The sequence below is a fragment of the Vibrio wakamikoensis genome (genome assembly GCF_050337275.1).
Lineage (GTDB): Bacteria > Pseudomonadota > Gammaproteobacteria > Enterobacterales > Vibrionaceae > Vibrio > Vibrio chaetopteri.
In genome coordinates this window covers 252,422-273,912 of record NZ_JAKJST010000015.1, presented here as the reverse complement: position 1 = coordinate 273,912, position 21,491 = coordinate 252,422, and the positions used below count along the sequence as shown (strand labels likewise).

Genomic DNA, 21,491 nt, shown 5'->3' with positions numbered 1-21,491 from the left:
CATCTTGAATGGAACGATTACGCTGAAGCCCTATACCTAATACTAACCACACGGCTTGTTCCGCTGGTAAGCGGCGCTTTCTGAGCGATACTCGTCCAGTTTGTTGAACTGCTTCTTCAACCCACTCTAAAGGAATATGTTTGTTAAAGACATCGATTGGACGTTCGTGGCAAAACTCTGCGGTAACTTGTAACTCTTTTGAAAACTCAGACATAAAAAATCGGCCGTAACTTGCGTTACGACCGATTATGTAGCTTCTATAGGATCGTTCAAGTAGCTAAACGATCGGCATTAAGCCTAGTGCTCGGTTTTTTTGTGGCTATTCAAACTCTTTGCCTTTGTTTTCAAGTGTACGTTTGCCACAGTCTTGGCAGGTTATGTAGCGATCCATATCGTAGTAATGGCCGCCATTAATAAACGTATGCGCAAACAGCTTAATCTTGCCCATTAAGGATGGCTCGGTATCGTAACTGCTTGGCTTGCGTACCAGCATCTCTTTGTGACTGGTGGGTTTGTTGCAAGCTTGGCAGTAAGTTGAGCTTGTCATAGAGAACACCTCCTGTGCGTTAAAAACTGTGTGGTTAAAAGACACAAGATCATGACTCTCATTTAAGTGTAACAGGGCTATTGAAAGAAAAAGTGAGCGCATAAGAGATATGCATCGCAACTATTGGTGATAAATAGCGCAATCAAATTGCTAATCACGTAATGCGAAATGTCGGTCGATCGGTTACCATGCAAGCCCTTATCACGTGAACAAAAAAGGCGTAATGCGATGCTAAGAGTGGCAATCAATGGTTTTGGACGCATTGGACGGAATGTACTCAGAGCGCTATACGAAAGCGAGAAGAACGACCAAATCAAAGTCGTCGCCGTAAACGAACTTGCGCAGCCAGAAGCGATGGCTCATTTGCTTCAATACGATACCAGTCATGGTCGTTTTGATAAAAAAGTCACCCATGACCAAGAGCATCTGTATCTGACTCACAAAGATGGTCAGTTCGACACCATTCGTATTTTGCACTTAGAAGACATTAGTTTACTGCCTTGGAAGAATCTAGAAGTCGATATTGTTCTAGATTGTACTGGCGTGTTCGGTAGTCGCGCTGATGGCATGAAGCACATCGAAGCTGGTGCTAAGAAAGTGTTGTTTTCTCACCCTGGCAGCAATGATCTTGATAACACCATTATTTACGGTGTTAACCATCATACTCTTACCAAAGATCATAACATTGTCTCGAATGGCTCTTGTACCACAAACTGTATCGTACCGGTTATCCAAGCGTTAGATGAAGCCTTTGGTATCGACTCTGGCACCATTACTAGCATTCACTCTTCAATGAATGATCAACAGGTTATCGACGCGTATCATGGTGATCTACGCCGTACACGCTCTGCCAGTCTATCCATCATTCCTGTGGATACCAAACTTCACAAAGGCATCGAACGCATCTTTCCGAAATTTTCTAACAAATTTGAAGCAATTTCTGTAAGAGTGCCAACAATTAATGTCACCGCTATGGATCTTAGTGTAACTATAAATACGAATGTGAAAGTTAATGACGTAAATCAAGTCATTATTAATGCTTCTCGGTGTACATTAGACGGCATTGTTGACTATACTGAAGCACCGCTGGTTTCCGTGGACTTTAACCACGACCCACACAGCGCCATTGTTGATGGGACACAGACTCGAGTGAGTGATGGTCGTCTGGTCAAAATGTTGGTGTGGTGTGACAACGAGTGGGGCTTTGCTAACCGCATGTTAGACACCGCGTTAGCAATGCAAGCGTCTCAGTAGTATCAAGGGCGCTCTTGGGGAAAATATTAATTTTGAAGGTTGAAATTAATATTCATGAGCCCAATATAAGTAACCAGTTGATGAATTCTAAAACTTGGCAAGAAGCCGGGTTTCAAAAACTTTATTTATTTTTTAGTTGAGAGGACTAAACATGTCTGTAATCAAGATGACTGACCTGGATCTAGCAGGTAAACGCGTATTTATCCGTGCTGATCTGAACGTACCTGTTAAAGACGGTAAAGTAACATCTGACGCTCGTATCCTTGCGTCTCTACCAACCATCAAGCACTGTCTAGAAGCTGGTGCTAAAGTGATGGTTACGTCTCACCTAGGTCGTCCTACTGAAGGCGAGTACGCAGAAGAGTTCTCTCTACAACCTGTTGTTAACTACCTAAACGACGCACTTGAGTGTGAAGTTAAGCTTGCTAAAGATTACCTAGACGGTCTTGAGCTAAACACGGGTGAGCTTGTTGTTCTTGAAAACGTTCGCTTCAACAAAGGCGAGAAAAAGAACGAAGAAGAGCTATCTAAGAAGTACGCAGCACTATGTGACATCTTCGTAATGGATGCATTCGGTACTGCTCACCGTGCACAAGCGTCTACTCACGGCGTTGGCATGAACGCGCCAGTTGCGTGTGCAGGTCCTCTATTAGCTAACGAACTAGACGCACTAGGTCAAGCAATGGACAAACCAGCTCGTCCAATGGTGGCTATCGTTGGTGGTTCTAAAGTTTCTACTAAGCTAACGGTTCTTGAGTCTCTATCTAAAATCGCTGACCAACTTGTTGTTGGCGGTGGTATCGCGAACACGTTCATCGCAGCTGCTGGTCACAACGTAGGTAAGTCTCTATACGAAGCAGACCTAGTAGACACAGCTAAGAAGCTAATGGACGAGTGTGCAATTCCAGTTGCTACTGACGTTGCATGTGCAAAAGCATTCGACGAGAACGCAGAGGCTGAAATCAAGCACGTATCTGAAGTTCAAGACGACGACATGATCTTCGACCTAGGTCCAGACTCAACAGCTGAACTAGCGAAAATCCTAAAAGATGCTAAAACTATCCTATGGAATGGCCCTGTTGGCGTATTCGAATTCAAGAACTTCGAAGCGGGTACAGAAGGCATTTCTAAAGCGATCGCTGAATCTGAAGGTTTCTCTGTAGCAGGTGGTGGTGACACGCTAGCAGCTATCGACAAGTTCGGTATCAAAGCTGACGTTTCTTACATCTCTACAGGCGGCGGTGCTTTCCTTGAGTTTGTTGAAGGTAAAGTACTTCCAGCAGTAGCAATGCTTGAAGAGCGTGCTAAAGCATAATTATCTTTTTATAAGGCGGACTAATGAGTCCGCTTTTATCTATGCTGCAATGGCTGGTTAACTTTGATACAATGCCGCCCATTGTGAGCAAACGATTGCCAATTTTTATTTAAAACGACAGAAAATAGGACTTATTCCATGTCTAAGATCTTCGACTTCGTAAAACCAGGTGTTATCTCTGGCGATGACGTTCAGAAAGTATTTGAAGTTGCTAAAGAGAACAACTTCGCTCTTCCTGCAGTTAACGTAGTTAACACTGACTCTATCAACGGTGTTCTTGAAGCTGCAGCTAAAGTTAAAGCTCCAGTTGTAGTTCAGTTCTCTAACGGCGGTGCTGGCTTCTTCGCTGGTAAAGGCGTTAAGCTTGAAGGTCAAGGCGCGCAAATCCTAGGTGCAGTTGCTGGTGCAAAATACGTTCACGCAGTTGCTGAATCTTACGGTGTTCCAGTTATTCTTCATACTGACCACGCTGCTAAGAAACTACTACCATGGATCGACGGCCTTCTAGACGCAGGTGAAGAGTTCTTCGCTCAAACTGGTAAGCCACTATTCTCTTCTCACATGATTGACCTTTCTGAAGAGTCTCTAGAAGAGAACATCGAAATCTCTGGTCAATACCTAGCTCGCATGGCGAAAATGGGCATGACTCTAGAGATTGAACTAGGTTGTACTGGTGGTGAAGAAGACGGCGTTGATAACTCTCACATGGACGCATCTGAGCTTTACACTTCTCCAGAAGACGTAGCGTACGCATACGAGAAACTAACGGCTATCAGCCCACGTTTCACTATCGCGGCTTCTTTCGGTAACGTACACGGTGTTTACCAAGCAGGTAACGTTGTTCTAACTCCAACTATCCTACGTGACTCTCAAGCATACTGTGCAGAGAAGTTCGGTATCGCACCTAACGCTCTAAACTTCGTATTCCACGGTGGTTCTGGTTCTTCTGAAGCAGAAATCCAAGAGTCTATCGGCTACGGTGTTATCAAAATGAACATCGATACTGATACACAGTGGGCAACTTGGGACGGTATCCGTACTTACTCGGCTGAGAACTTTGATTTCCTACAAGGTCAAATCGGCAACCCAACTGGCGAAGCTGCGCCAAACAAGAAGTACTACGACCCACGCGTATGGCTACGTGCAGGTCAATCTTCAATGGTTGCTCGTCTAGAGAAAGCTTTCGCTGACCTAAACGCTATCGACGTACTATAAGATTAAATCGAATAAGATTTAACTGATAGTAAGATGAAAAAAGTCGCTCTTTAGAGCGGCTTTTTTTATGCCTGGTGGAAAATAACGTGATGTGATTAAAAAAACTGGCACAACCGCTCTTGATTGCGTAACCTTTTGTTATGTTTTGTGTATTGGTATTTGTAATCGATATGCTTTAACGTTTTTGCGCGCCTTTGCTAATAAGTCAGTGGTATTAGCTAAGACTCGCTTTGCTCATCATTATCCTAGAGGTACACAATATGGCCAATGAGTCTGTTGATATTGAAACTCCCCTTGTAGACAGTTTGTCTCATGCTGAGAAATGGTTAACTAACAACTCTGATCTTCTAGTTCAGTATGGTGTGAATATCATTTCTGCACTGCTTATCCTGTTCATTGGTAACATCGTGGTTAAAGCGATTGCCGGCAGCGTAGCTAAGTTGCTGCACAAGAAGAAAATGGATAAGGCCGTTGTCGAGTTTATTCACGGCATCGTACGTTACACCTTGTTTGTTATCGTGCTGATTGCTGCACTAAGTCGCATCGGTGTACAAACCGCATCAGTGGTTGCGGTTATTGGTGCTGCTGGTTTGGCTATCGGTCTTGCGCTGCAAGGCTCGCTGTCTAACTTTGCTGCTGGTGTATTGATTGTTGGCTTCCGTCCATTCAAGTCAGGCGATTATGTAGAGATTGGTGGTGTTGCTGGCTCAGTAGATTCTATTCAGATCTTCCAAACTATCCTAACGACACCTGACAACAAAATGGTTGTGGTACCAAATGCATCGGTCATTGGCTCTCCAATCACCAACTATTCGCGTCATGCGACTCGTCGTATCGACCACGTCATTGGCGTCTCTTACGGTGCGGATTTGAAGAAGACACAAGAAGTGATTCGCAAAACGCTTGAAGCAGATGAGCGTATTCTAAAAGAGCCTGGCATTACCGTTGGTGTAGTCGCTCTTGCTGACTCTTCTGTGAACTTTGTGGTTCGCCCATGGGTTCGTACTGAGCAGTACTGGGATGTGTACTTCGATACGCTACAAGCGATCAAAGAAGCGTTAGATGCAGAAGGTATTGAAATTCCATTTCCACAGATGGATGTGCATTTAAACAAAGTGGACTGATCGTCCAGGCGTTAATATCAAATGTAAAAAAGGAGAAGCTAGGCTTCTCCTTTTTCTATTTCAATGACTTGGTTTGGAACGCTGTCTAGCACCTGTTTGAGAGCGCTACCATCAATACCAAATGTCCAATCAGGTTTACCCGGTGTATAAAGAATCTCTTCGGCATCAAATAAACGGCTATCGACAACAATGGTGATGTCTTCAGGGAGTCCTATCGGACATACCGCGCCAGGGACACAACCAATCTGCTCAATCATTTCCTCATTGCTGCAGATAGAGGTACGTTTGCCGAGCGCGAGTTTTAGTTGAGCTTTGTCTAACCTAGAGTCTTTATCGGTTAGAAACAGAGCAAACCCGCCGCCTTTCTTTTTTAAGAATAGGCTCTTGCTGTGCAGACCTGTCCAGCCAAGTTCTTTTGCTATACGAACATCTGTTTCAAAGTCCAGAATAGGCTCATGCTGCCATTTCGAAAAGGAGACCGACAAGGTCTCCAATAACGTAAGGTTGGCGAGATAGATGCTTTCTGTTCTATCCATTCAGGTTTACTCCATTAACCCTTTTGTAAGTAGTAGAGCAACAGTAAACATCATGGCCGCTACCGCCAAGTCGATACCTTTCTTAACCTTAGGTTTTGATAGTGTTGGGCCGAGTTTTGCCGCCCCCATCGAGAGCGAGTAGAACCAAACAAAGGAAGCCAGTACAGTACCTATAGCAAAGGCAATTCGGTCATTACCTTCAAACTGGCCACCGATCGAGCCTAGAATCACCACAGTATCCAAATACAAGTGTGGGTTTAGCACGGTTACCGCAAGGGCACCTAAAACCACGGTTCGTCTTCCGCGAGCAAGGACTTCACCTGATGACTCTTTTGCTGCTGGTGTTTTAAATGCACTACGCAAAGAGAGCAAACCATAACCGGTTAGAAAAGCGATACCACCTAGAGTCACTGCCGTTAGTAGTAGTTCGTTTTGCGACAATATCGCACCGCCACCAAAGATACCTAGTGAGATGAACGTCATGTCTAGCAGGCTGCACACCGTCGCCGTTGTCAGGTGATGATTACGTTTAATACCCTGATTTAATACATAAGCGTTCTGAGCGCCAATTGGGATAATCATTGTCGCACCCAATCCGAAACCTTGAAGAAGCACCCAAAAATTCACTTTAATTTCCTCACCACTGCATAAAAGAGAGCGAGAGAATAGCGATTCGATTATGATTAGGAAAGTTAATAATATTAATGAGAAATAAGCTTTGCTAATGGCTGTTTTGAGGGGTTAAAAGATGCGCGGATTAGACTATAAATGGATAGAGGCACTGGATGCGATTGTTGAGCAAAAAAGCTTCGATAAAGCAGCGGAGCACTTGTATATCTCTCAATCTGCCGTATCTCAACGCGTGAAGCAACTGGAAAAATGGTTGGCGCAACCAGTATTGGTTCGAGAACAGCCACCACGACCAACCGCGGTGGGGAAAAAGTTGCTTGGGCTATATCGTCGTGTGCGTTTGCTAGAACAAGAGCTGGTGCCTGAGCTTGCTGCCGACCTTGGCGATAAGCCGTTATCGGTTTCTCTTGCTACGAACGCAGATAGTCTAGCGACTTGGCTGTTACCGAGTTTGTTTCCGCTTCTAGAGTCCAAGCGCGTAGAGCTTGATCTTATTGTTGATGATGAAGGTCGAACCATAGAAAAGCTCAAAAACGGGGAAGTGGTGGGGGCAATAAGTCTAGAGCCACAATCGATTCCTGGCTGTGTCGCCGATTACTTAGGACGCGTTGACTATCTTTGTGTGGCGAGCCCAAGTTTTATCAAACGATACTTCAGCCAAGGTGTGAACCGGGAAACCTTGATGAAAGCGCCAGCCGTTGCCTATGACCAACACGACAAAATGCATCAGAAGTTTGTGAATCAACACTTCAATATTATGCGTGGCAACATACTTAAACATACAGTACGAAGCTCAGAAGCGTTCGTGAAATTGGCAGTCGCGGGTGTGGCTTACTGCCTTATTCCTAAGCTGCAAATCCAAGATGAACTCGAGTCTGGCGCCTTGATTGAATTGACGCCCAATATCTTGCTGTCACACCAAATTTACTGGCACCACTGGCAGCTTGAAAGTGGAGTGCTGAGTGAGGTGTCAGATGCCATTATTGGCCACGCTAGGCAGTTTTTGCCTCAGTAGTGACAGATGGTGTTTGGTCAATGTTCTGTCAGCTTTTTAATGTCTGGGAACCTATAATCCAAACCTATGCCTAATATTGAGTATAAGAAAATAAGACGAGGAGTCTTCATGAAACAGTCATTAGTTGTTGGTAGTTTAGTCGTCAGTCTATTTTCGGCTCCGGTGTTTGCGAGTCAGCCGGAATTTGCCCACATTTCTACAACAGGCTACGGTGAAATCCAAGCCAAGCCGGATATGGCTGAGTTTTCAGTTCGCGTGGTTCAGTCTCAGATGGATGCTGACCAAGCCAAGCAAGGTGTGGATTCTGTCGTCGACAAATTTCTTGATGACTTAACCAAGAATGGTATCGACAAAGCGGATATCCAAAGCTCAAATCTCTATCTTTCACCGCAGTATCACTACCCAGAAAAGGGCAAGCCTGAACTGATTGGCTATCGAGCGTCTCGTACGGTGACGGTTCAAGTGATGGATCTCGATAAGCTTAATAACTATTTGGATCTTGCTCTGGAGTCCGGGATCAATCAGGTCGATAACATTCAACTAAAAGTGAAAGACCAAGGTCAGTATCAAGAAGCGGCTCGTATGGCGGCGATAAAAGATGCGCAAAGCAAAGCGTCTTCATTAGCGAAAGGGTTTGATCAGCAGCTTGGCAATGTGTGGCGTATTGAGTACCGTCAGCAGATGAACCAGCCGGTGGTGATGCGTGCGATGGCGATGGATAGCAAGGCGGAGTCGAATAGTTATCAGGATTCGGTGATTACGATTCGTGATCGGGTGGATGTGACTTATCGGATTGGTGAGTGATGGTTTTGGGGAGTTTAGTGGGTTAGTAGTGCTTGCTATAAGCTAAGGTGTCTACTTTAATTGCATAATTTGTTGTAAGTTCAGCGCATTATACCCCCCTCTAGCTCCCCCTATATTAGGGGGAGAACAGTAGGCTTGCTCCTATCGTAGCATCGCCGTTTTCGTATAAGGCGATGCGCAGCGAGCCAGTGGTTCCTCCCCTTTAAGCGGGGCGCGTAGCCGGGAGGCTAGGAGGGGTAAAGCTCTTCAAACAAATTAGTGAAGAATACGCGCTCGCAACGTCCCTTCAATCTGCTTCAATTTCGCCAACGCTTCTTCCGAGCGCGCTGTCTCAACATCAATTACTACATAACCGATATCCGCAGCAGTCTGTAGGTACTGACCCGCGATGTTAATCCCTTCATCCGCAAAGATGGTGTTGATTTGCGTTAAGATGCCAGGGCGGTTTTGGTGAATGTGCAGTAGGCGCGAACAGTCTGTGTGCTCTGGCAGTGATACTTCTGGGAAGTTCACGCTTGATAGCGTTGAGCCGTTATCTGAATATTTCGCTAGCTTGCCAGCAACCTCAACACCAATGTTCTCTTGTGCTTCTTGAGTAGAACCACCAACGTGCGGAGTAAGGATCACGTTGTCGAACTTCAATAGCGGTGACTCAAACGGGTCTGCATTGGTTTTTGGCTCTTCTGGGAACACGTCAATCGCTGCACCTGCCAGGTGACCGCCTTCAAGGGCGTCACAAAGGGCAGGGATATCAACCACAGTGCCACGCGCCGCGTTGATAAAGATTGAGCCTGGCTTCATACGCTCGAACTCTGCCGCACCCATCATGTTCTTGGTTCCAGGAGTTTCTGGAACGTGCAGTGAGATAACATCACACTTATTCAATAGCTCAGTCATGGTGTGCACTTGTGTCGCATTACCAAGAGACAGCTTGTTCTCGATATCGTAGAAGTAGACACGCATACCCAAGTTCTCTGCAATGATACTCAACTGAGTACCAATGTGACCGTAACCGATAATACCAAGGCGTTTACCACGAGCTTCATAAGAGTTGTCCGCACTCTTCTTCCAAATGCCACGGTGAGCGAGAGCATTCTTCTCTGGAATGCCACGAAGTAGCAATAGGATTTGACCAAGGACTAGCTCAGCCACACTTCGCGTGTTTGAGAATGGTGCGTTGAAGACAGGTACACCGCGCTTAGCCGCAGCTTCAAGGTTAACTTGGTTAGTACCGATACAGAAACAGCCAATCGCCACAAGTTTCTCTGCCGCATTGATCACCTTGTCTGTCAGGTTAGTGCGGGAGCGAATACCGATAAAGTGAACGTCTTTTACCGCTTCCATTAACTCGTCTTCAGGTAGCGAGCCTTTGTGGTAAGTGATATTGGTGTAACCGGCAGCTTGAAGAACCTCTACAGAAGATGGATGCAAACCTTCCAGCAGAAGAATCTTAATCTTGTCTTTTTCCAGTGAAACTTTGGCCATTGAACTCATCCTTAACATGGGAAATTTGGGCTAAATTGGCGCACATTTGACAGTGAGAATATCAGGGAGGGAGCTTCCAACTGCTTGAGGCAAACGTTTTCCTTGTGCGTCTTGTGACCAATAAAGTAACAAAAAAGTTTAACGATGGGTAAGAAAATTACGGAATAAGGCATAATTTTCTTATAGGAAAACGAAAAAACGGCACCAGGGGTGCCGTTTGTAGTCAAATGACGTAATCGCGTTCAATATATCGGCCAGTTATAAGGCCAGTGATAGCGTGAACGCGCGTGTCATTAATCTTCGATTTTTGCGCCTTCTGGCGTACCAGTGATGATCACATCGGCACCGCGGTGCGCGAATAGACCCACTGTCACAACACCCGCTAGACCGTTGATGCTGTCTTCCATCGCTTTTGGATCGGTGATTTGCATGCCGTACACGTCTAGGATCACGTTGCCGTTGTCGGTCACAACACCTTCACGGTACACAGGGTCACCGCCAAGCTTTACCAGTTCACGTGCTACGTATGAACGTGCCATTGGGATAACTTCTACAGGAAGTGGGAACTTACCCAGTACGTCGACTGCTTTGGTGCCATCAACGATACACACAAATTTGTCCGAGATAGCGGCTACGATCTTCTCACGAGTCAATGCAGCACCGCCGCCCTTGATCATGTCACGAGCTGCGTTGATTTCATCTGCGCCGTCAACGTAAACATCAAGCGCTGCTACATCGTTACAGTCGAATACTTCGATGCCAAGTGCTTCTAGCTTCTCAGTTGAAGCGACAGAGCTTGAAACTGCACCTTTGATGTCTTCCTTGATTGTGCCTAGCGCATCAATAAAGTGGTTAACAGTAGAGCCGGTACCTACACCAACAATGCTGCCTTTCTCAACATACTTAAGTGCTGCCCAACCAGCGGCTTTCTTCATCTCGTCTTGAGTCATGGTGAAATCCCAATGTTTAGAATTAAGGTCAAAATGCGGGCGAATTATATATCAAAAACCGCAAAAAATGACGGTTAAGTTGGCGAAATGAAGAAAAACAGCAAAAAACAGCAATCGATTGCTCTTTTCGAGACTGTTTTTACCAGCGCCAGATTTTGCTTGGCGTCATGATGGTACTAAGCGGAATATCCCATGATTCAATTGGTAGCCTGCCGACTTGCTGGCAATCGTGAGCCAGTCCAATGGCATTTGGACCAGTCTGATTCGTGGCAAACGGTGCGAGGGTTCGGTCATAGTAGCCGCCACCCATTCCGAGGCGTTGACCATCGTCATCGAACGCAACAAGTGGTGTAAAGATGACATCCAGATCAGCGACAGGACATATCGTCTGCTTATCAAGCTTTGGTTCGAGGATTTTATATTGATTGTGCACCAGAGGCGTGGTGTATGCGTAGCGCAAGAATAGGAGATGGCCTTTGGAAAAAGGATGGATAACCGGAAGGTAGGTCTCTATTCCTTGTTGCCAGCACCACTCAATCATAGGTTGAGTATCCAGTTCGCCATCAGTGGCTAGATAAAGCGCGACTTTTTGACCAGCGCGGAGTTCGGGTAGCTGCTTGGCGCGTTCGACCAAGTCGAGAGCGTAGTGAGCTTGCTGATCTGAACGGATAGCTTGTCGGCGGCCCCGAATCAAGGTTCGAATATGCTGCCTAGTCGATGGTGACATTAGGAATACCCCAGAGTGCCGTTGAGGATTGTGGCCCTTGAACCAGCTGGTTCAAGGCGGATCAGCAATGATAACCGTAGGCTTCTCGATACGAGCCGAGCTTGCTCAATAGCTATCAAGTACTAACCCTTTGGTATTGCTTATCGGCTCAGGGACTTAAATCCACTGACGCACACCCCAGGGTAAAATTAGGCTTGCTGTCCTTGCTTTACTTTGCTTATGGCATCATCAAGTGATGCCGCGAGCTGCTCCATGCGCTCGTTCATCTCAGTCACTTCTTGAAGTGACTCATTACTGCGGTTGTTAAGCTCATATGACATATTAAGCGCCGCAATGGTAAGCAGTTTCAACTCGTTGGTTACTTTAGTCCTTTGGGACATTTCTTGCAATCGGTTATCTAAGTCTTTCGCCGCTTGAACAAGGGTATCTTTCTGATCTTCTGGGCAATTTACCCGAGTCAGTTTACCCAAAATTTCCACTTCGACAGCTTGATTTTCCATAATGACAAGAACTCTTTTAAGTATCACCAATAGCGGTAATGTTGAGGGAGAAACTATAGGTAAAGCCACATTAAGATTCAAGCTTTTCTGGTGACTCCGTGCCAAATGCGTGGCTAATCACACACGAAATCGACAATTCGCACAAAAGCTATTCAGAAACGAGTGGGACACCATTTCCGCCATGAGTGGGAAGTGGTAGCATTGCACATCCAATTCGAATAAAAGCGGCACTACTGGTGACCCAGTTGGCTGCCCTACAGGACAACGAGAATCGTTATGAGTGAATCAACACTACCCGATTACATTGCGGTAGCGACAGAGCTACAACAAGCCGGCCTTGCCGTTTCCCCTGCTGAACTGCACGGCCTATTGGTTGGCATGTTAAGTGGCGGTTTAGGTTTGAAAGATGACAGCTGGCAACCTCTGTTGTTTGACTACACCAATGATGGTCTAGGTTGGCCTCAATCTCTATTAACCCGTTCAAAAGCGCTGTTGGATTTATCGATCAAAGAACTGACGGAAGAGCAAAGCTTTGAGCTTGCTTTGTTTATTCCTGGCGAGGGCGTAGACGCTAGCTTATTTGAGCAAGCAGATGGCCTCAGCGAGTGGGTGAACCACTTTATTTCGGGACTCGGACTCATTAACGCTCCTTTAGCAAAAGCGTCGGCCGATACCAAAGAAGCGCTGGGTGACTTGGAAGAAATTGCTAGACTGGGCATCGATGAAGATGACGATCTAGAAGAGCAAGCGCAATTGCTAGAACAGGTTATTGAGCACGTTAAAGCTTGCGTATTGACTATTCACGCTGAGTTTGGCGTAAAACCAAGTAAAGCGGCTGAATCACCGACGATTCACTAATCTAGGTGCGGGTCAGGTTGGCGAACAAGGAGAAAGTCTGTGCCCAAAAAGTATGATGTTGTTATTGCTGGTGGAGCGATGGCGGGAGCGACGCTCGCTATGGCGCTGGACACTAGCTTTGATCATGCACTCAACATAGCGGTTGTCGAGTCGTTTGCACAAGACAATGCAACTCATCCTGGGTTTGATGCCCGGTCTATTGCTTTGTCACATGGTACTGTCGAGATCCTGAAAGGTTACGGCCTGTGGCATGTGATTGAGGATCATGCCACACCCATCACTCACATTCATGTATCAGACCGTGGTCATGCCGGCATGACCGACTTCTATGCCGATAAAGAAGGCCTTGATGCGATGGGTTACGTTGTTGAGCTTGCCGAGATAGGTAGACGTTTTAATAACGAACTCGCTAAGCGCGAACACATTGACTTATTCTGTCCTTATTCTGTGAGTGAAGTCGTACAGCATCAGCAAGCTGTCACCGTTGACATTCGCTCGCCTCAAGATGAAACCTTGCAGCTAGAGGCGAAATTGGTCGTTGCAGCGGATGGTGCGGATTCAGCTATTTGTCAGGCGGTAGGGCTAGAACAGCATACCCAAGATTTTGAGCAAGTGGCCGTTATCGCCAATGTGCTAACCAGTGAAGCGCCAAGCGGTCGAGCGTTTGAGCGATTTACCGAGCATGGCCCGCTTGCGTTGCTGCCTATGTCACAATCGCGAAGCTCACTCGTGTGGTGCATGCCGCCAGAGCAGGCCAAGTCGGTACAAGCGTTGCCAGACAATGAGTTTTTAGATGCGCTTCAAGAAGCGTTTGGTTGGCGACTGGGGCGTTTTGTTCGTGTCGGTTCGGTCGTGAGCTACCCGCTTTTGTTGAGATACAGACCACAAATCGTTGCTCATCGCGTTGCGGCGGTGGGAAATGCGGCGCAGACATTGCACCCGATCGCTGGACAAGGATTCAACTTGGGCATTCGCGATGTTGCGACATTGGTGGAATCGCTGCTTGAAAACCGAAAAGATGTGGGCGATTACGCTAATCTAACTAAGTTTCAAGCGCAACGTCAGACTGATCGAGAGCTCACAATAACTATGACGTCAGGTTTGGTGCGCGTATTTTCCAATGATTTATTAACGCTCAAGATGGCGCGAAATCTTGGATTGGCAATGATGGACAATTTCCCACGGCTTAAGACACCTGTGTTTAATCGTGCTTTGGGTGTGGTGAATAGGTAATACGAAGATGCAAAGTTTTGATATCGCCATCGTCGGTGGCGGAATGGTGGGACTCGCGTTAGCGCGTGCTTTGAAAGATACGGGGTTGCGAATTGCGATTGTCGAGGGCACGACGCCTTCAAAAGATCTCTCTGGTGATCCTGATATTCGTGTCTCGGCACTGAGCCGAGCCAGTGAAATGATCCTCAAAAACCTAGGCGCATGGGAAGCGATTGCCAAGCATCGCAATGCGCCTTATCAGGCGATGGAGGTCTGGGAGCAAGACAGTTTTGCCCGTATCGAGTTTTCTGCGAGTCAAATGTCCCAGCCTAACTTAGGCCACATTGTTGAAAACAGGGTCATTCAGTTGGCGCTGCTCGAGCAAGTCGAGCAACAAAGCAATGTGACGCTCTTCATGCCACATCGTTGCCAGTCGATGGCGATTGGTGAAAGTGAAGTTTGGACGACACTGGACAACGGTCAGTCGTTTACCAGCAAGCTAATTGTCGGTGCCGATGGCGCGAATTCTTGGGTTCGTAAGCAGCAAGATATTCCGCTTACCCACTGGGACTATGGACACAGTGCGCTCGTGGCTAATATCACCACTGAAGATCATCATGCCAAAGTGGCGCGTCAGGTGTTCACCTCTCAAGGCCCTCTGGCGTTTTTGCCGATGAATGAAGACAACTTGTGCTCCATCGTTTGGTCAACTGAGCCTACCCGCGCTGAAAAGCTGGCAAAGATGTCTGATGCCGAGTTCAACAAAGCGTTGACGGCAGAGTTTGATAGCCGTTTGGGTTTGTGCCAGGTGCAATCAGAACGTCGTGTATTCCCTCTTACCATGCGATATGCTCGTGACTTTGTAACTGAGCGTGTAGCACTAGTCGGCGACGCGGCGCATACCATCCACCCACTTGCTGGACAAGGGGTTAACTTAGGTCTGCTGGATGCGGCAAGCCTAGCTCAAGAGCTGAAAAAGCTGTGGCATGAAGGGAAAGATGTGGGGCGTAAGCGTCATTTGCGTGAGTATGAGCGCTGGCGTAAAGCCGAAGCGGCGAAAATGATCGCAGCGATGCAGGGTTTTAAAGACTTGTTCGAAGGTGATAATCCTGCGAAGAAAATGATCCGTGGTATTGGTATGAGCCTGGTCGGGCAGTTACCTGGTGCGAAACAAGAGATCATGAGTCGAGCTCTTGGGATGCGAGGTCGACTGCCGGAGCTTGCTAAGTCATTGGTAAGTCAAGACTAATAAACAGCGTTTGATTGAAGGAAACGTAAAGGACAGCCTTGAGCTGTCCTTTTTAATGCGTGGTATTCTTGCTTGCGTAGTAGAAACGAAATGAGGATGAGACGCAGTGGCAAGTTTGACTAAAATTTCAGTTAGGCGTACGCGCACCTCAGTCTCATGACTTCTTGGTTGATCTCTTTTACCGCTTTGAAATGGCGCTGTTCTGCACGTTCAGGGATGATCAGTTTGCCGTTGTCGAACTCAAAGCCACCGAGTCCATAAACGTAGATCTTTCCCTTAAACAATCGACTTATGTGTTTAGCAATCATACTTGGCGTATAGCGCTTAAACAGTCTCATTTAACCTTCCTTATAGTGTACCTAACGTTGTCCTAGCTCGGGAATTATAGATAAAACCCTTACTAAATTGTGTGATTAAGGAGGCTTAATTGCCCTCTTGTTGGCGTCACTTTGTTGTTTTGTGCTACGTTTTGCATTTCTTCTAACTTATCGCCAATGCCACGTGATACTTAGCACAAAAGCTCATTCTGGGGGCTTCCATTCTTACTTCAATATTGTTTCTGGTAGCCTAGCTGGTGAAAAGTGAGAATCAACAATATCGCATGATCTCGATGGTTGGTTTTATAACCGCCGCACAATAGTTACGTATTAATAGACCGGACAAAGCAAGAAAAGTTGTCATCTGACATACAAATTTACACATTCATGACCGAATGGGATTGGAAAGTATGTGGGAGAAAAACAAGACAAAAAAAAGCCCGCACAGCGGGCCAAATGTCACAGATGCATTACACAAAAGTGGAGTTACTGCCCTAGGCAGAGATTCACTCTAGTGTGTGTTTCAATTTAACCTTGGGATTAAATTGGACACAAAACCACCATAACGCAAAATTGACGTCGTGACTATTTATGCTGAATAAATGTATAACTTTTCATTGTTGCGTGTGGTAAAATCCGACTAAGTTCACACTTGATCATCCTTGGTAGACAAAATGTTGCATTTTGTAGCGCTAAATTTAACGCTAGGACAATTACGCGCTGGTGGCGTTGACGGCGATAGACATTGGATTGGCAAGCAGGCGAGTCACAACGATTAACGAATGATGTCGCTCCAGAGTGGTGAGCATTGTCTGGTGAGGTCATCCAAAGCCAGTTCGATGCCAGCAATACGCTCGCCACTGCTAATAGTAATGGTAGACGTTGCTTTTAGCGTCGAGTCAAACAGGATGGGCATTGGGGTTTTGAGTAATAGTGGCGTTACTGTGCCAAGCTTGTAGCCGGTTAGCAATTCGATATCTTGGCTGTCAACGCAAGTCATGCGCCTAGATTGCAGTGCCGCTCGAACCTTTTTAGGATCGATTTGGCGATCGCCTGGACAGCACGCTAGCGCATAGTGATTCCCCATGTCTCTCAACACCATGGTTTTAACCATCATGTTGGGAGTGATGCCTCGCAGCATTGCCGCGTCTTCAATCGACACGGCTTCACGCTGCTGCATCAGTACCCGAAATGGAATGCCATTTTGCGTCAAATATTGTGTGATCGCAGTTTCAATTTCGGGTACGTCAGTCATCAGTGAAGACACTGTGCTTATTCGCTATCGAGCGAATATGGTGGAAGTGACAATGACAGGCGGCTATCTGGTTGAGACGCTAGGCGGAATTCAACGTCGTCATCTAGGTTGTTGTTGATGATGATTGACGCCTTAAATGTGTGGTCATCGTATTGGAATACGCTAAGGACATCGCCTGCTTTACGCCAGTTGTCACCGACAGAGCGTTCAATGATGATTTCCTCATCGCAAGTCACGGCTGCGGTTAAACGGCCAGTGAGTGTCGCTAGCATGCGTTTGTTAATGCCGCGATATTTGGCTCGAGCGACCGTCTCTTGGCCGGTGTAACAGCCTTTAGCAAAACTGATACCATCCAATGCCTGTAGATTGAACGCTTGAGGAATGTGCTGGTTTTGTTGCTTTGCACTCAGAGTAGGTAGCCCTGCATCAATGTCGAACTGAGTCCAGATAGATTCTTGCACCCACTGAGTCTCTTGAGCGTCTAGGGATTCAATAAGTTCATCGCTTGCCAGTACCAGCCAACGCCTTTCATCAATGCGTACTGCACTGCTGCCATTTTGCTGTCTAACGTCACCTGCTGATGGGAAATGCTCATCAACCCACGTTTGAGCTTGCCCTCCCATCACACCGATGCACGCTTTGCTGCTTTGGGTGAATTCAACTTTAGAGAAGATGGCGTATTTTTTCAGCTCAACTAACTCTTGACCAATCGCTGATAGTGGCTGAAACATCGCGTAGCCTTGTTCTGTATGGAACAAGCGAAACACACTCCAGGCTTTACCTTTTGCATCACAATGAGCGCCTAGCGTGGATTGCTGTGCCTCCAATGAGACCACATCACAGGTCACCTGACCTTGAAGGTAAGACTTACGGTCATCACCCGTCAGTTCAATCGCGCCCCAAGAGCTGAGCGGCGTCAACATCAGTGCGGGAAGCGTTGTCTCTGGGGTAAGGGATAGTGCTTGAATGCTAGGTTGCCATTCCATAGGTTGTGATCTCTTTGTTATACATGGTTGATATGTTAATCGCGACGTTACCATTTGTCAGCTTAAACTGCTCAGTGTCAATGGATATAGTATCAATGGATAGTTCAATAAGCTTGGAAACCCAAATAGGGCTTGTTGCACGAAATCTTGTGAGCAAAGTTGAGTTTGTGTGATGCAGAGTGTGGTGGGACATGCACTTGCTTGTTACACTCGCCCAATAATGAGTAGTAGATGGAGATTAGAATGTACTCTAGTGAAGAAAAAGCGCGCATCAAGTGGGCGTGTCGTAGAGGTATGTTGGAGCTCGACGTCGTGATTATGCCTTTCTTTGAGGAGTGCTTTGATACTCTCAATGACCAAGAGCAACATGACTTCGTATCGCTGCTGGAATGCGACGACCCGGATTTGTTCACTTGGGTGATGGGGCATGGGCGTAGCGAAAACCTAGGTCACGCGTCGATGGTCGACAAAATCGTGGCACACAACTTAAGTAAAGTTCGCTAATCGAATTATATGGGGCAGGGCGAGGTTCCTCATCTTGACCTGCACCTGTCTTCTTGTTCCCTTCCTTCGGTTATTGATAGCCTAGTCAAATTCTCGATTTGTTTCGCCGTTCTCTTTTCGCCTCTGCCTCTAGCGATCTTGCCATTGGTATGGGGTGTGGTTGTGTCGACGTCAATGATACGGCCTTGTGCCACTGGGCGTCTGCGCTTTAAAGACGATAAGTGGCACCTTAATGAAGAAAGGCTAAATAAGGCGCATTTTAATCTCGCCTTATCATCATGGGTGATTGCCCTCTACGATGCTAAACACGGTTGGCGGCTTATTTGGCGTACAGCCACCACAGAGCGAAGTTACCGGCATTTAGCGGTAGTGGTAAAAGGGTGGCAATAAAAAAGCAGCCAGTGAGGTGGCTGCTTTCGGTTCTAACTTGATTAGGAGGATTAATTACGGCTCCAGAATCGTTGGACCACTGTTTTCTAGCATCTCAGGATAGTCGAGCGTGTAGTGCAGACCGCGGCTTTCTTTACGTTGCATGGCACAGCGAACCATCAGCTCAGCAACTTGCAGCAGGTTACGCAGTTCTAGCAGGTTGTTCGATACCTTGAAGTGGCTGTAGTATTCATGAGTTTCTTGTTGAAGTAACTGAATACGACGCAGTGCGCGCTCAAGTCGTTTATCAGTGCGTACAATGCCCATGTAATCCCACATAAACAGGCGCAGCTCGTGCCAGTTATGCTGAATGATGACCTCTTCATCAGAGCAGCTGACTTGGCTTTCATCCCAAGCTGGCAATGTGTCTGGATGAGTTGCGCTGTCGAATTTTTCCATGATGTCTTTGGCCGCAGACCAAGCGTATACCACGCACTCAAGCAGTGAGTTTGACGCCATGCGGTTTGCCCCGTGAAGACCGGTGTAGCTCACCTCACCAATCGCATACAACTGCTCAAGATCCGTGCGACCCGACTTATTTACGATGACGCCACCACAGGTGTAGTGTGCCGCCGGAACAATTGGGATCGGCTCTTTGGTCATGTCGATGCCGAGATCTTGCAAGCGCATGTGAATGGTTGGGAAGTGCTTGATGATAAACTCTTCCGGCTTATGACTGATGTCGAGATACATGCAATCTGCACCTAGTCGTTTCATCTCGAAGTCTATAGCACGAGCAACCACATCACGCGGCGCTAGCTCTTCGCGTTCATCAAAGTCCGGCATAAAGCGGGTGCCATCAGGGCGTTTTAGGTAAGCCCCTTCGCCTCGCAGCGCTTCGGTTAGCAGGAAATTACGTGCGTCTGGATGGAATAAACACGTTGGGTGAAATTGGTTGAATTCTAGGTTAGCAACCCGGCAACCAGAGCGCCATGCCATTGCAATACCATCACCTGAAGAAACGTCTGGGTTTGAGGTGTACTGGTACACTTTTGATGCGCCGCCTGTTGCCAGCACGACAAACTTAGCGCGCACGGTTTCAACGTGTTCTTGGTTGCGGTTCCAAATATAGGCACCAACAACTTTGTCTTTGCTGCCACCCACTTTATCTTCCGTGATCAAATCAAGGGCGTTGTAGCGCTCAAAGATTTCGATGTTTGGGTGATTCTGCACGTTGTCTTGCAGCGTAGTCTGCATCGCCATTCCCGTTGCATCTGCTGCGTGCAGAATACGACGATGGCTGTGTCCGCCTTCACGCGTTAAGTGATAACGAGGTGCTTCGTCCTTTTCGGTTTCAACTTGGTCAAATGGAACACCGCCATCGATCAGCCATTGCACGCACTCTTTCGCGTTTTCTGCAATAAACTGCACCGTGTCTTCTTCACACAGGCCAGCTCCGGCAATATTGGTGTCATTAACGTGTGACTCGATGCTGTCGGCTTCGTCGAAAACTGCGGCAATACCGCCTTGAGCGTAATAGGTTGCCCCTTCACTCAACGGCCCTTTACTTAAAACAATAACCTTACCGCGCTCAGCAACTCGTAGCGCGAGAGAAAGACCAGCAGCGCCACTTCCTATAACTAAAACATCACAAAGATGTTCTCGGTTTGTGTTCATAATTCTATTAAAATCCTGACCTATGGTAGAGCTAGCAAACTCTACCCAGCTAAAAGTGCACGATAGGAAGCTGCGTAATGCAGCTGGCGAAGGGCACTTGCTAATTGGATTACCGCCATGTGGAACGGGTTGAAAAACTCGTTGTGTTGTGGCGTTAACTAATCCATTCTAGTGAGTTGAGCCCATTGTAGTGGGCGCCAAATCACATTGTGAATGACAAATAACAAAAAAATCCAGAAAGTTTTGAACTTTCCCATTTGCATAGAGTCACAATAGTGCTCATGTTAGCGGTGGTGTCAAGACTACAATATGCATAATTAATACTCATATCTGAGAAGGTAAGGGTGAGAACGAATAGGAGTGAACGCTCGCATGAACGAGCAGCCGACCGATCAGGTGTTGATTGAGCGCGTTCAAAGTGGAGATAAACAAGCATTTAACCTGTTGGTTTTGCGCTATCAAAACAAGGTTTGCAATCTCATATCAAGATACGTGAGCAATTCGGGCGACGTAGCGGACATAGCCCAAGAAGCGTTTATTAAAGCGTATCGTGCGATCCCAACGTTTAGAGGTGAAAGCGCCTTCTATACTTGGTTGTATCGCATAGCAGTGAACACCGCAAAGAACCACATTGTTGCGCAGAGTCGCAGGCCACCGGCCAGCGATGTGGACGCAGAAGATGCCGAATTTTTTGAAACCGGTAACGCTTTGAAAGAAATTTCGAACCCTGAGAACTTAACGTTGTCGAATGAATTGAAGCGAACAGTTTTCGCTGCAATTGAAGCGTTACCAGAAGATTTGAAGACTGCAATGACCCTTCGTGAACTCGATGGTTTGAGTTACGAAGAGATTGCAGAAGTAATGGATTGCCCAGTAGGAACGGTACGTTCGCGTATCTTCCGTGCTCGTGAAGCGGTAGAGAAGAAGATTAAGCCTCTTCTTCAACGCTAAAACTAGTTACA

24 protein-coding genes and 1 other RNA gene are annotated in these 21,491 nt (G+C 46.8%); 12 read left to right on the top strand and 13 right to left on the bottom strand.

Translation table 11 applies throughout. The features are described from left to right. Together L4C42_RS07205 and L4C42_RS07200 are read right to left on the bottom strand one after the other, a co-directional pair. A partial coding sequence (locus L4C42_RS07205) for a transposase domain-containing protein (RefSeq protein WP_429759919.1) occupies positions 1-214 on the bottom strand: 214 nt, incomplete at its 3' end. 105 nt (positions 215-319) lie between these two features. Then, complete coding sequence (locus L4C42_RS07200) at positions 320-556, bottom strand: hypothetical protein (protein WP_418642257.1); 237 nt, start codon at positions 554-556, stop codon at positions 320-322. 219 nt (positions 557-775) lie between these two features. Here L4C42_RS07200 and epd point away from each other — a divergent pair, with 219 nt between their 5' ends. The 4 genes from epd to mscS all read left to right on the top strand — a co-directional run bounded on the left by epd (position 776) and on the right by mscS (position 5,455). Continuing rightward, positions 776-1,801 (top strand): erythrose-4-phosphate dehydrogenase, encoded by a 1,026-nt coding sequence (gene epd, locus L4C42_RS07195; RefSeq protein ID WP_353497168.1) that lies wholly within the window; start codon positions 776-778, stop codon positions 1,799-1,801. Between the two features lie 151 nt (positions 1,802-1,952). Next, complete coding sequence (locus L4C42_RS07190; protein ID WP_353497167.1) at positions 1,953-3,116, top strand: phosphoglycerate kinase; 1,164 nt, start codon at positions 1,953-1,955, stop codon at positions 3,114-3,116. A gap of 138 nt (positions 3,117-3,254) precedes the next feature. Continuing rightward, positions 3,255-4,331, top strand: coding sequence for a class II fructose-bisphosphate aldolase (gene fbaA / locus L4C42_RS07185; protein WP_353497166.1), 1,077 nt, complete (start codon positions 3,255-3,257; stop codon positions 4,329-4,331). 260 nt (positions 4,332-4,591) lie between these two features. Beyond that, entirely contained in the window at positions 4,592-5,455 is an 864-nt protein-coding gene (mscS, locus tag L4C42_RS07180; protein WP_042496213.1) for a small-conductance mechanosensitive channel MscS, read from the top strand. A 38-nt stretch (positions 5,456-5,493) separates the two neighbouring features. Here mscS and L4C42_RS07175 read toward each other — a convergent pair whose 3' ends face one another. Next, the gene (locus L4C42_RS07175) at positions 5,494-5,991 is read right to left on the bottom strand and encodes a YbaK/EbsC family protein (RefSeq protein ID WP_353497165.1); all 498 of its coding nucleotides are present in this window, start codon (positions 5,989-5,991) and stop codon (positions 5,494-5,496) included. 6 nt (positions 5,992-5,997) lie between these two features. Beyond that, positions 5,998-6,618, bottom strand: a complete 621-nt coding sequence (locus L4C42_RS07170) for a LysE/ArgO family amino acid transporter (protein ID WP_429759915.1) — start codon at positions 6,616-6,618, stop codon at positions 5,998-6,000. Positions 6,619-6,739: 121 nt separating this feature from the next. Here L4C42_RS07170 and L4C42_RS07165 point away from each other — a divergent pair, with 121 nt between their 5' ends. Both L4C42_RS07165 and L4C42_RS07160 read left to right on the top strand, forming a co-directional pair. Further along, positions 6,740-7,636, top strand: a complete 897-nt coding sequence (locus L4C42_RS07165; protein WP_429759914.1) for a LysR family transcriptional regulator ArgP — start codon at positions 6,740-6,742, stop codon at positions 7,634-7,636. Positions 7,637-7,744: 108 nt separating this feature from the next. Beyond that, positions 7,745-8,440, top strand: coding sequence for an oxidative stress defense protein (locus tag L4C42_RS07160; protein ID WP_429759912.1), 696 nt, complete (start codon positions 7,745-7,747; stop codon positions 8,438-8,440). 255 nt (positions 8,441-8,695) lie between these two features. Here L4C42_RS07160 and serA read toward each other — a convergent pair whose 3' ends face one another. The 5 genes from serA to zapA form a co-directional block, all read right to left on the bottom strand. Beyond that, entirely contained in the window at positions 8,696-9,925 is a 1,230-nt protein-coding gene (gene serA, locus L4C42_RS07155; RefSeq protein ID WP_353497161.1) for a phosphoglycerate dehydrogenase, read from the bottom strand. 293 nt (positions 9,926-10,218) lie between these two features. Next, complete coding sequence (rpiA, locus tag L4C42_RS07150; protein ID WP_353497160.1) at positions 10,219-10,875, bottom strand: ribose-5-phosphate isomerase RpiA; 657 nt, start codon at positions 10,873-10,875, stop codon at positions 10,219-10,221. 139 nt (positions 10,876-11,014) lie between these two features. Then, entirely contained in the window at positions 11,015-11,602 is a 588-nt protein-coding gene (locus L4C42_RS07145; RefSeq protein WP_353497159.1) for a 5-formyltetrahydrofolate cyclo-ligase, read from the bottom strand. Positions 11,603-11,605: 3 nt separating this feature from the next. After that, a non-coding RNA gene (gene ssrS, locus L4C42_RS07140) (6S RNA) lies at positions 11,606-11,789 on the bottom strand. A gap of 1 nt (position 11,790) precedes the next feature. Next, on the bottom strand, positions 11,791-12,102 hold the full coding sequence (gene zapA / locus L4C42_RS07135) for a cell division protein ZapA (RefSeq protein WP_353497158.1): 312 nt from the start codon (positions 12,100-12,102) through the stop codon (positions 11,791-11,793). Positions 12,103-12,378: 276 nt separating this feature from the next. Here zapA and L4C42_RS07130 point away from each other — a divergent pair, with 276 nt between their 5' ends. The 3 genes from L4C42_RS07130 to L4C42_RS07120 are packed head-to-tail and all read left to right on the top strand — an operon-like array spanning position 12,379 to position 15,421. Then, entirely contained in the window at positions 12,379-12,960 is a 582-nt protein-coding gene (locus tag L4C42_RS07130; RefSeq protein ID WP_353497157.1) for a YecA/YgfB family protein, read from the top strand. A gap of 39 nt (positions 12,961-12,999) precedes the next feature. Continuing rightward, positions 13,000-14,193, top strand: coding sequence for a 2-octaprenyl-6-methoxyphenyl hydroxylase (gene ubiH / locus L4C42_RS07125; RefSeq protein WP_429759909.1), 1,194 nt, complete (start codon positions 13,000-13,002; stop codon positions 14,191-14,193). A 7-nt stretch (positions 14,194-14,200) separates the two neighbouring features. After that, on the top strand, positions 14,201-15,421 hold the full coding sequence (locus tag L4C42_RS07120) for an FAD-dependent 2-octaprenylphenol hydroxylase (RefSeq protein ID WP_418641948.1): 1,221 nt from the start codon (positions 14,201-14,203) through the stop codon (positions 15,419-15,421). 131 nt (positions 15,422-15,552) lie between these two features. Here the strand turns inward: L4C42_RS07120 and L4C42_RS07115 are convergent, their stop codons facing one another. The 3 genes from L4C42_RS07115 to ygfZ all read right to left on the bottom strand — a co-directional run bounded on the left by L4C42_RS07115 (position 15,553) and on the right by ygfZ (position 17,979). Beyond that, positions 15,553-15,759, bottom strand: coding sequence for a DUF1107 domain-containing protein (locus L4C42_RS07115; RefSeq protein WP_353497154.1), 207 nt, complete (start codon positions 15,757-15,759; stop codon positions 15,553-15,555). A gap of 754 nt (positions 15,760-16,513) precedes the next feature. After that, on the bottom strand, positions 16,514-16,993 hold the full coding sequence (locus tag L4C42_RS07110; protein ID WP_418642258.1) for an aminoacyl-tRNA deacylase: 480 nt from the start codon (positions 16,991-16,993) through the stop codon (positions 16,514-16,516). 17 nt (positions 16,994-17,010) lie between these two features. Next, the gene (gene ygfZ / locus L4C42_RS07105; RefSeq protein WP_353497153.1) at positions 17,011-17,979 is read right to left on the bottom strand and encodes a tRNA-modifying protein YgfZ; all 969 of its coding nucleotides are present in this window, start codon (positions 17,977-17,979) and stop codon (positions 17,011-17,013) included. A 243-nt stretch (positions 17,980-18,222) separates the two neighbouring features. Between ygfZ and L4C42_RS07100 the strand changes: the two genes are divergently transcribed. Then, the gene (locus tag L4C42_RS07100; protein ID WP_353497152.1) at positions 18,223-18,483 is read left to right on the top strand and encodes an FAD assembly factor SdhE; all 261 of its coding nucleotides are present in this window, start codon (positions 18,223-18,225) and stop codon (positions 18,481-18,483) included. 9 nt (positions 18,484-18,492) lie between these two features. Next, entirely contained in the window at positions 18,493-18,873 is a 381-nt protein-coding gene (locus tag L4C42_RS07095; RefSeq protein WP_429759906.1) for a hypothetical protein, read from the top strand. 54 nt (positions 18,874-18,927) lie between these two features. On the opposite strand, the gene nadB is transcribed toward L4C42_RS07095, so the two are convergent. Then, complete coding sequence (gene nadB / locus L4C42_RS07090; RefSeq protein ID WP_353497150.1) at positions 18,928-20,529, bottom strand: L-aspartate oxidase; 1,602 nt, start codon at positions 20,527-20,529, stop codon at positions 18,928-18,930. A gap of 372 nt (positions 20,530-20,901) precedes the next feature. Between nadB and rpoE the strand changes: the two genes are divergently transcribed. Further along, a complete protein-coding gene (gene rpoE, locus L4C42_RS07085; RefSeq protein WP_103882021.1) occupies positions 20,902-21,480 on the top strand; it encodes an RNA polymerase sigma factor RpoE in 579 nt (192 codons plus the stop codon). Positions 21,481-21,491: the final 11 nt, after the last annotated feature.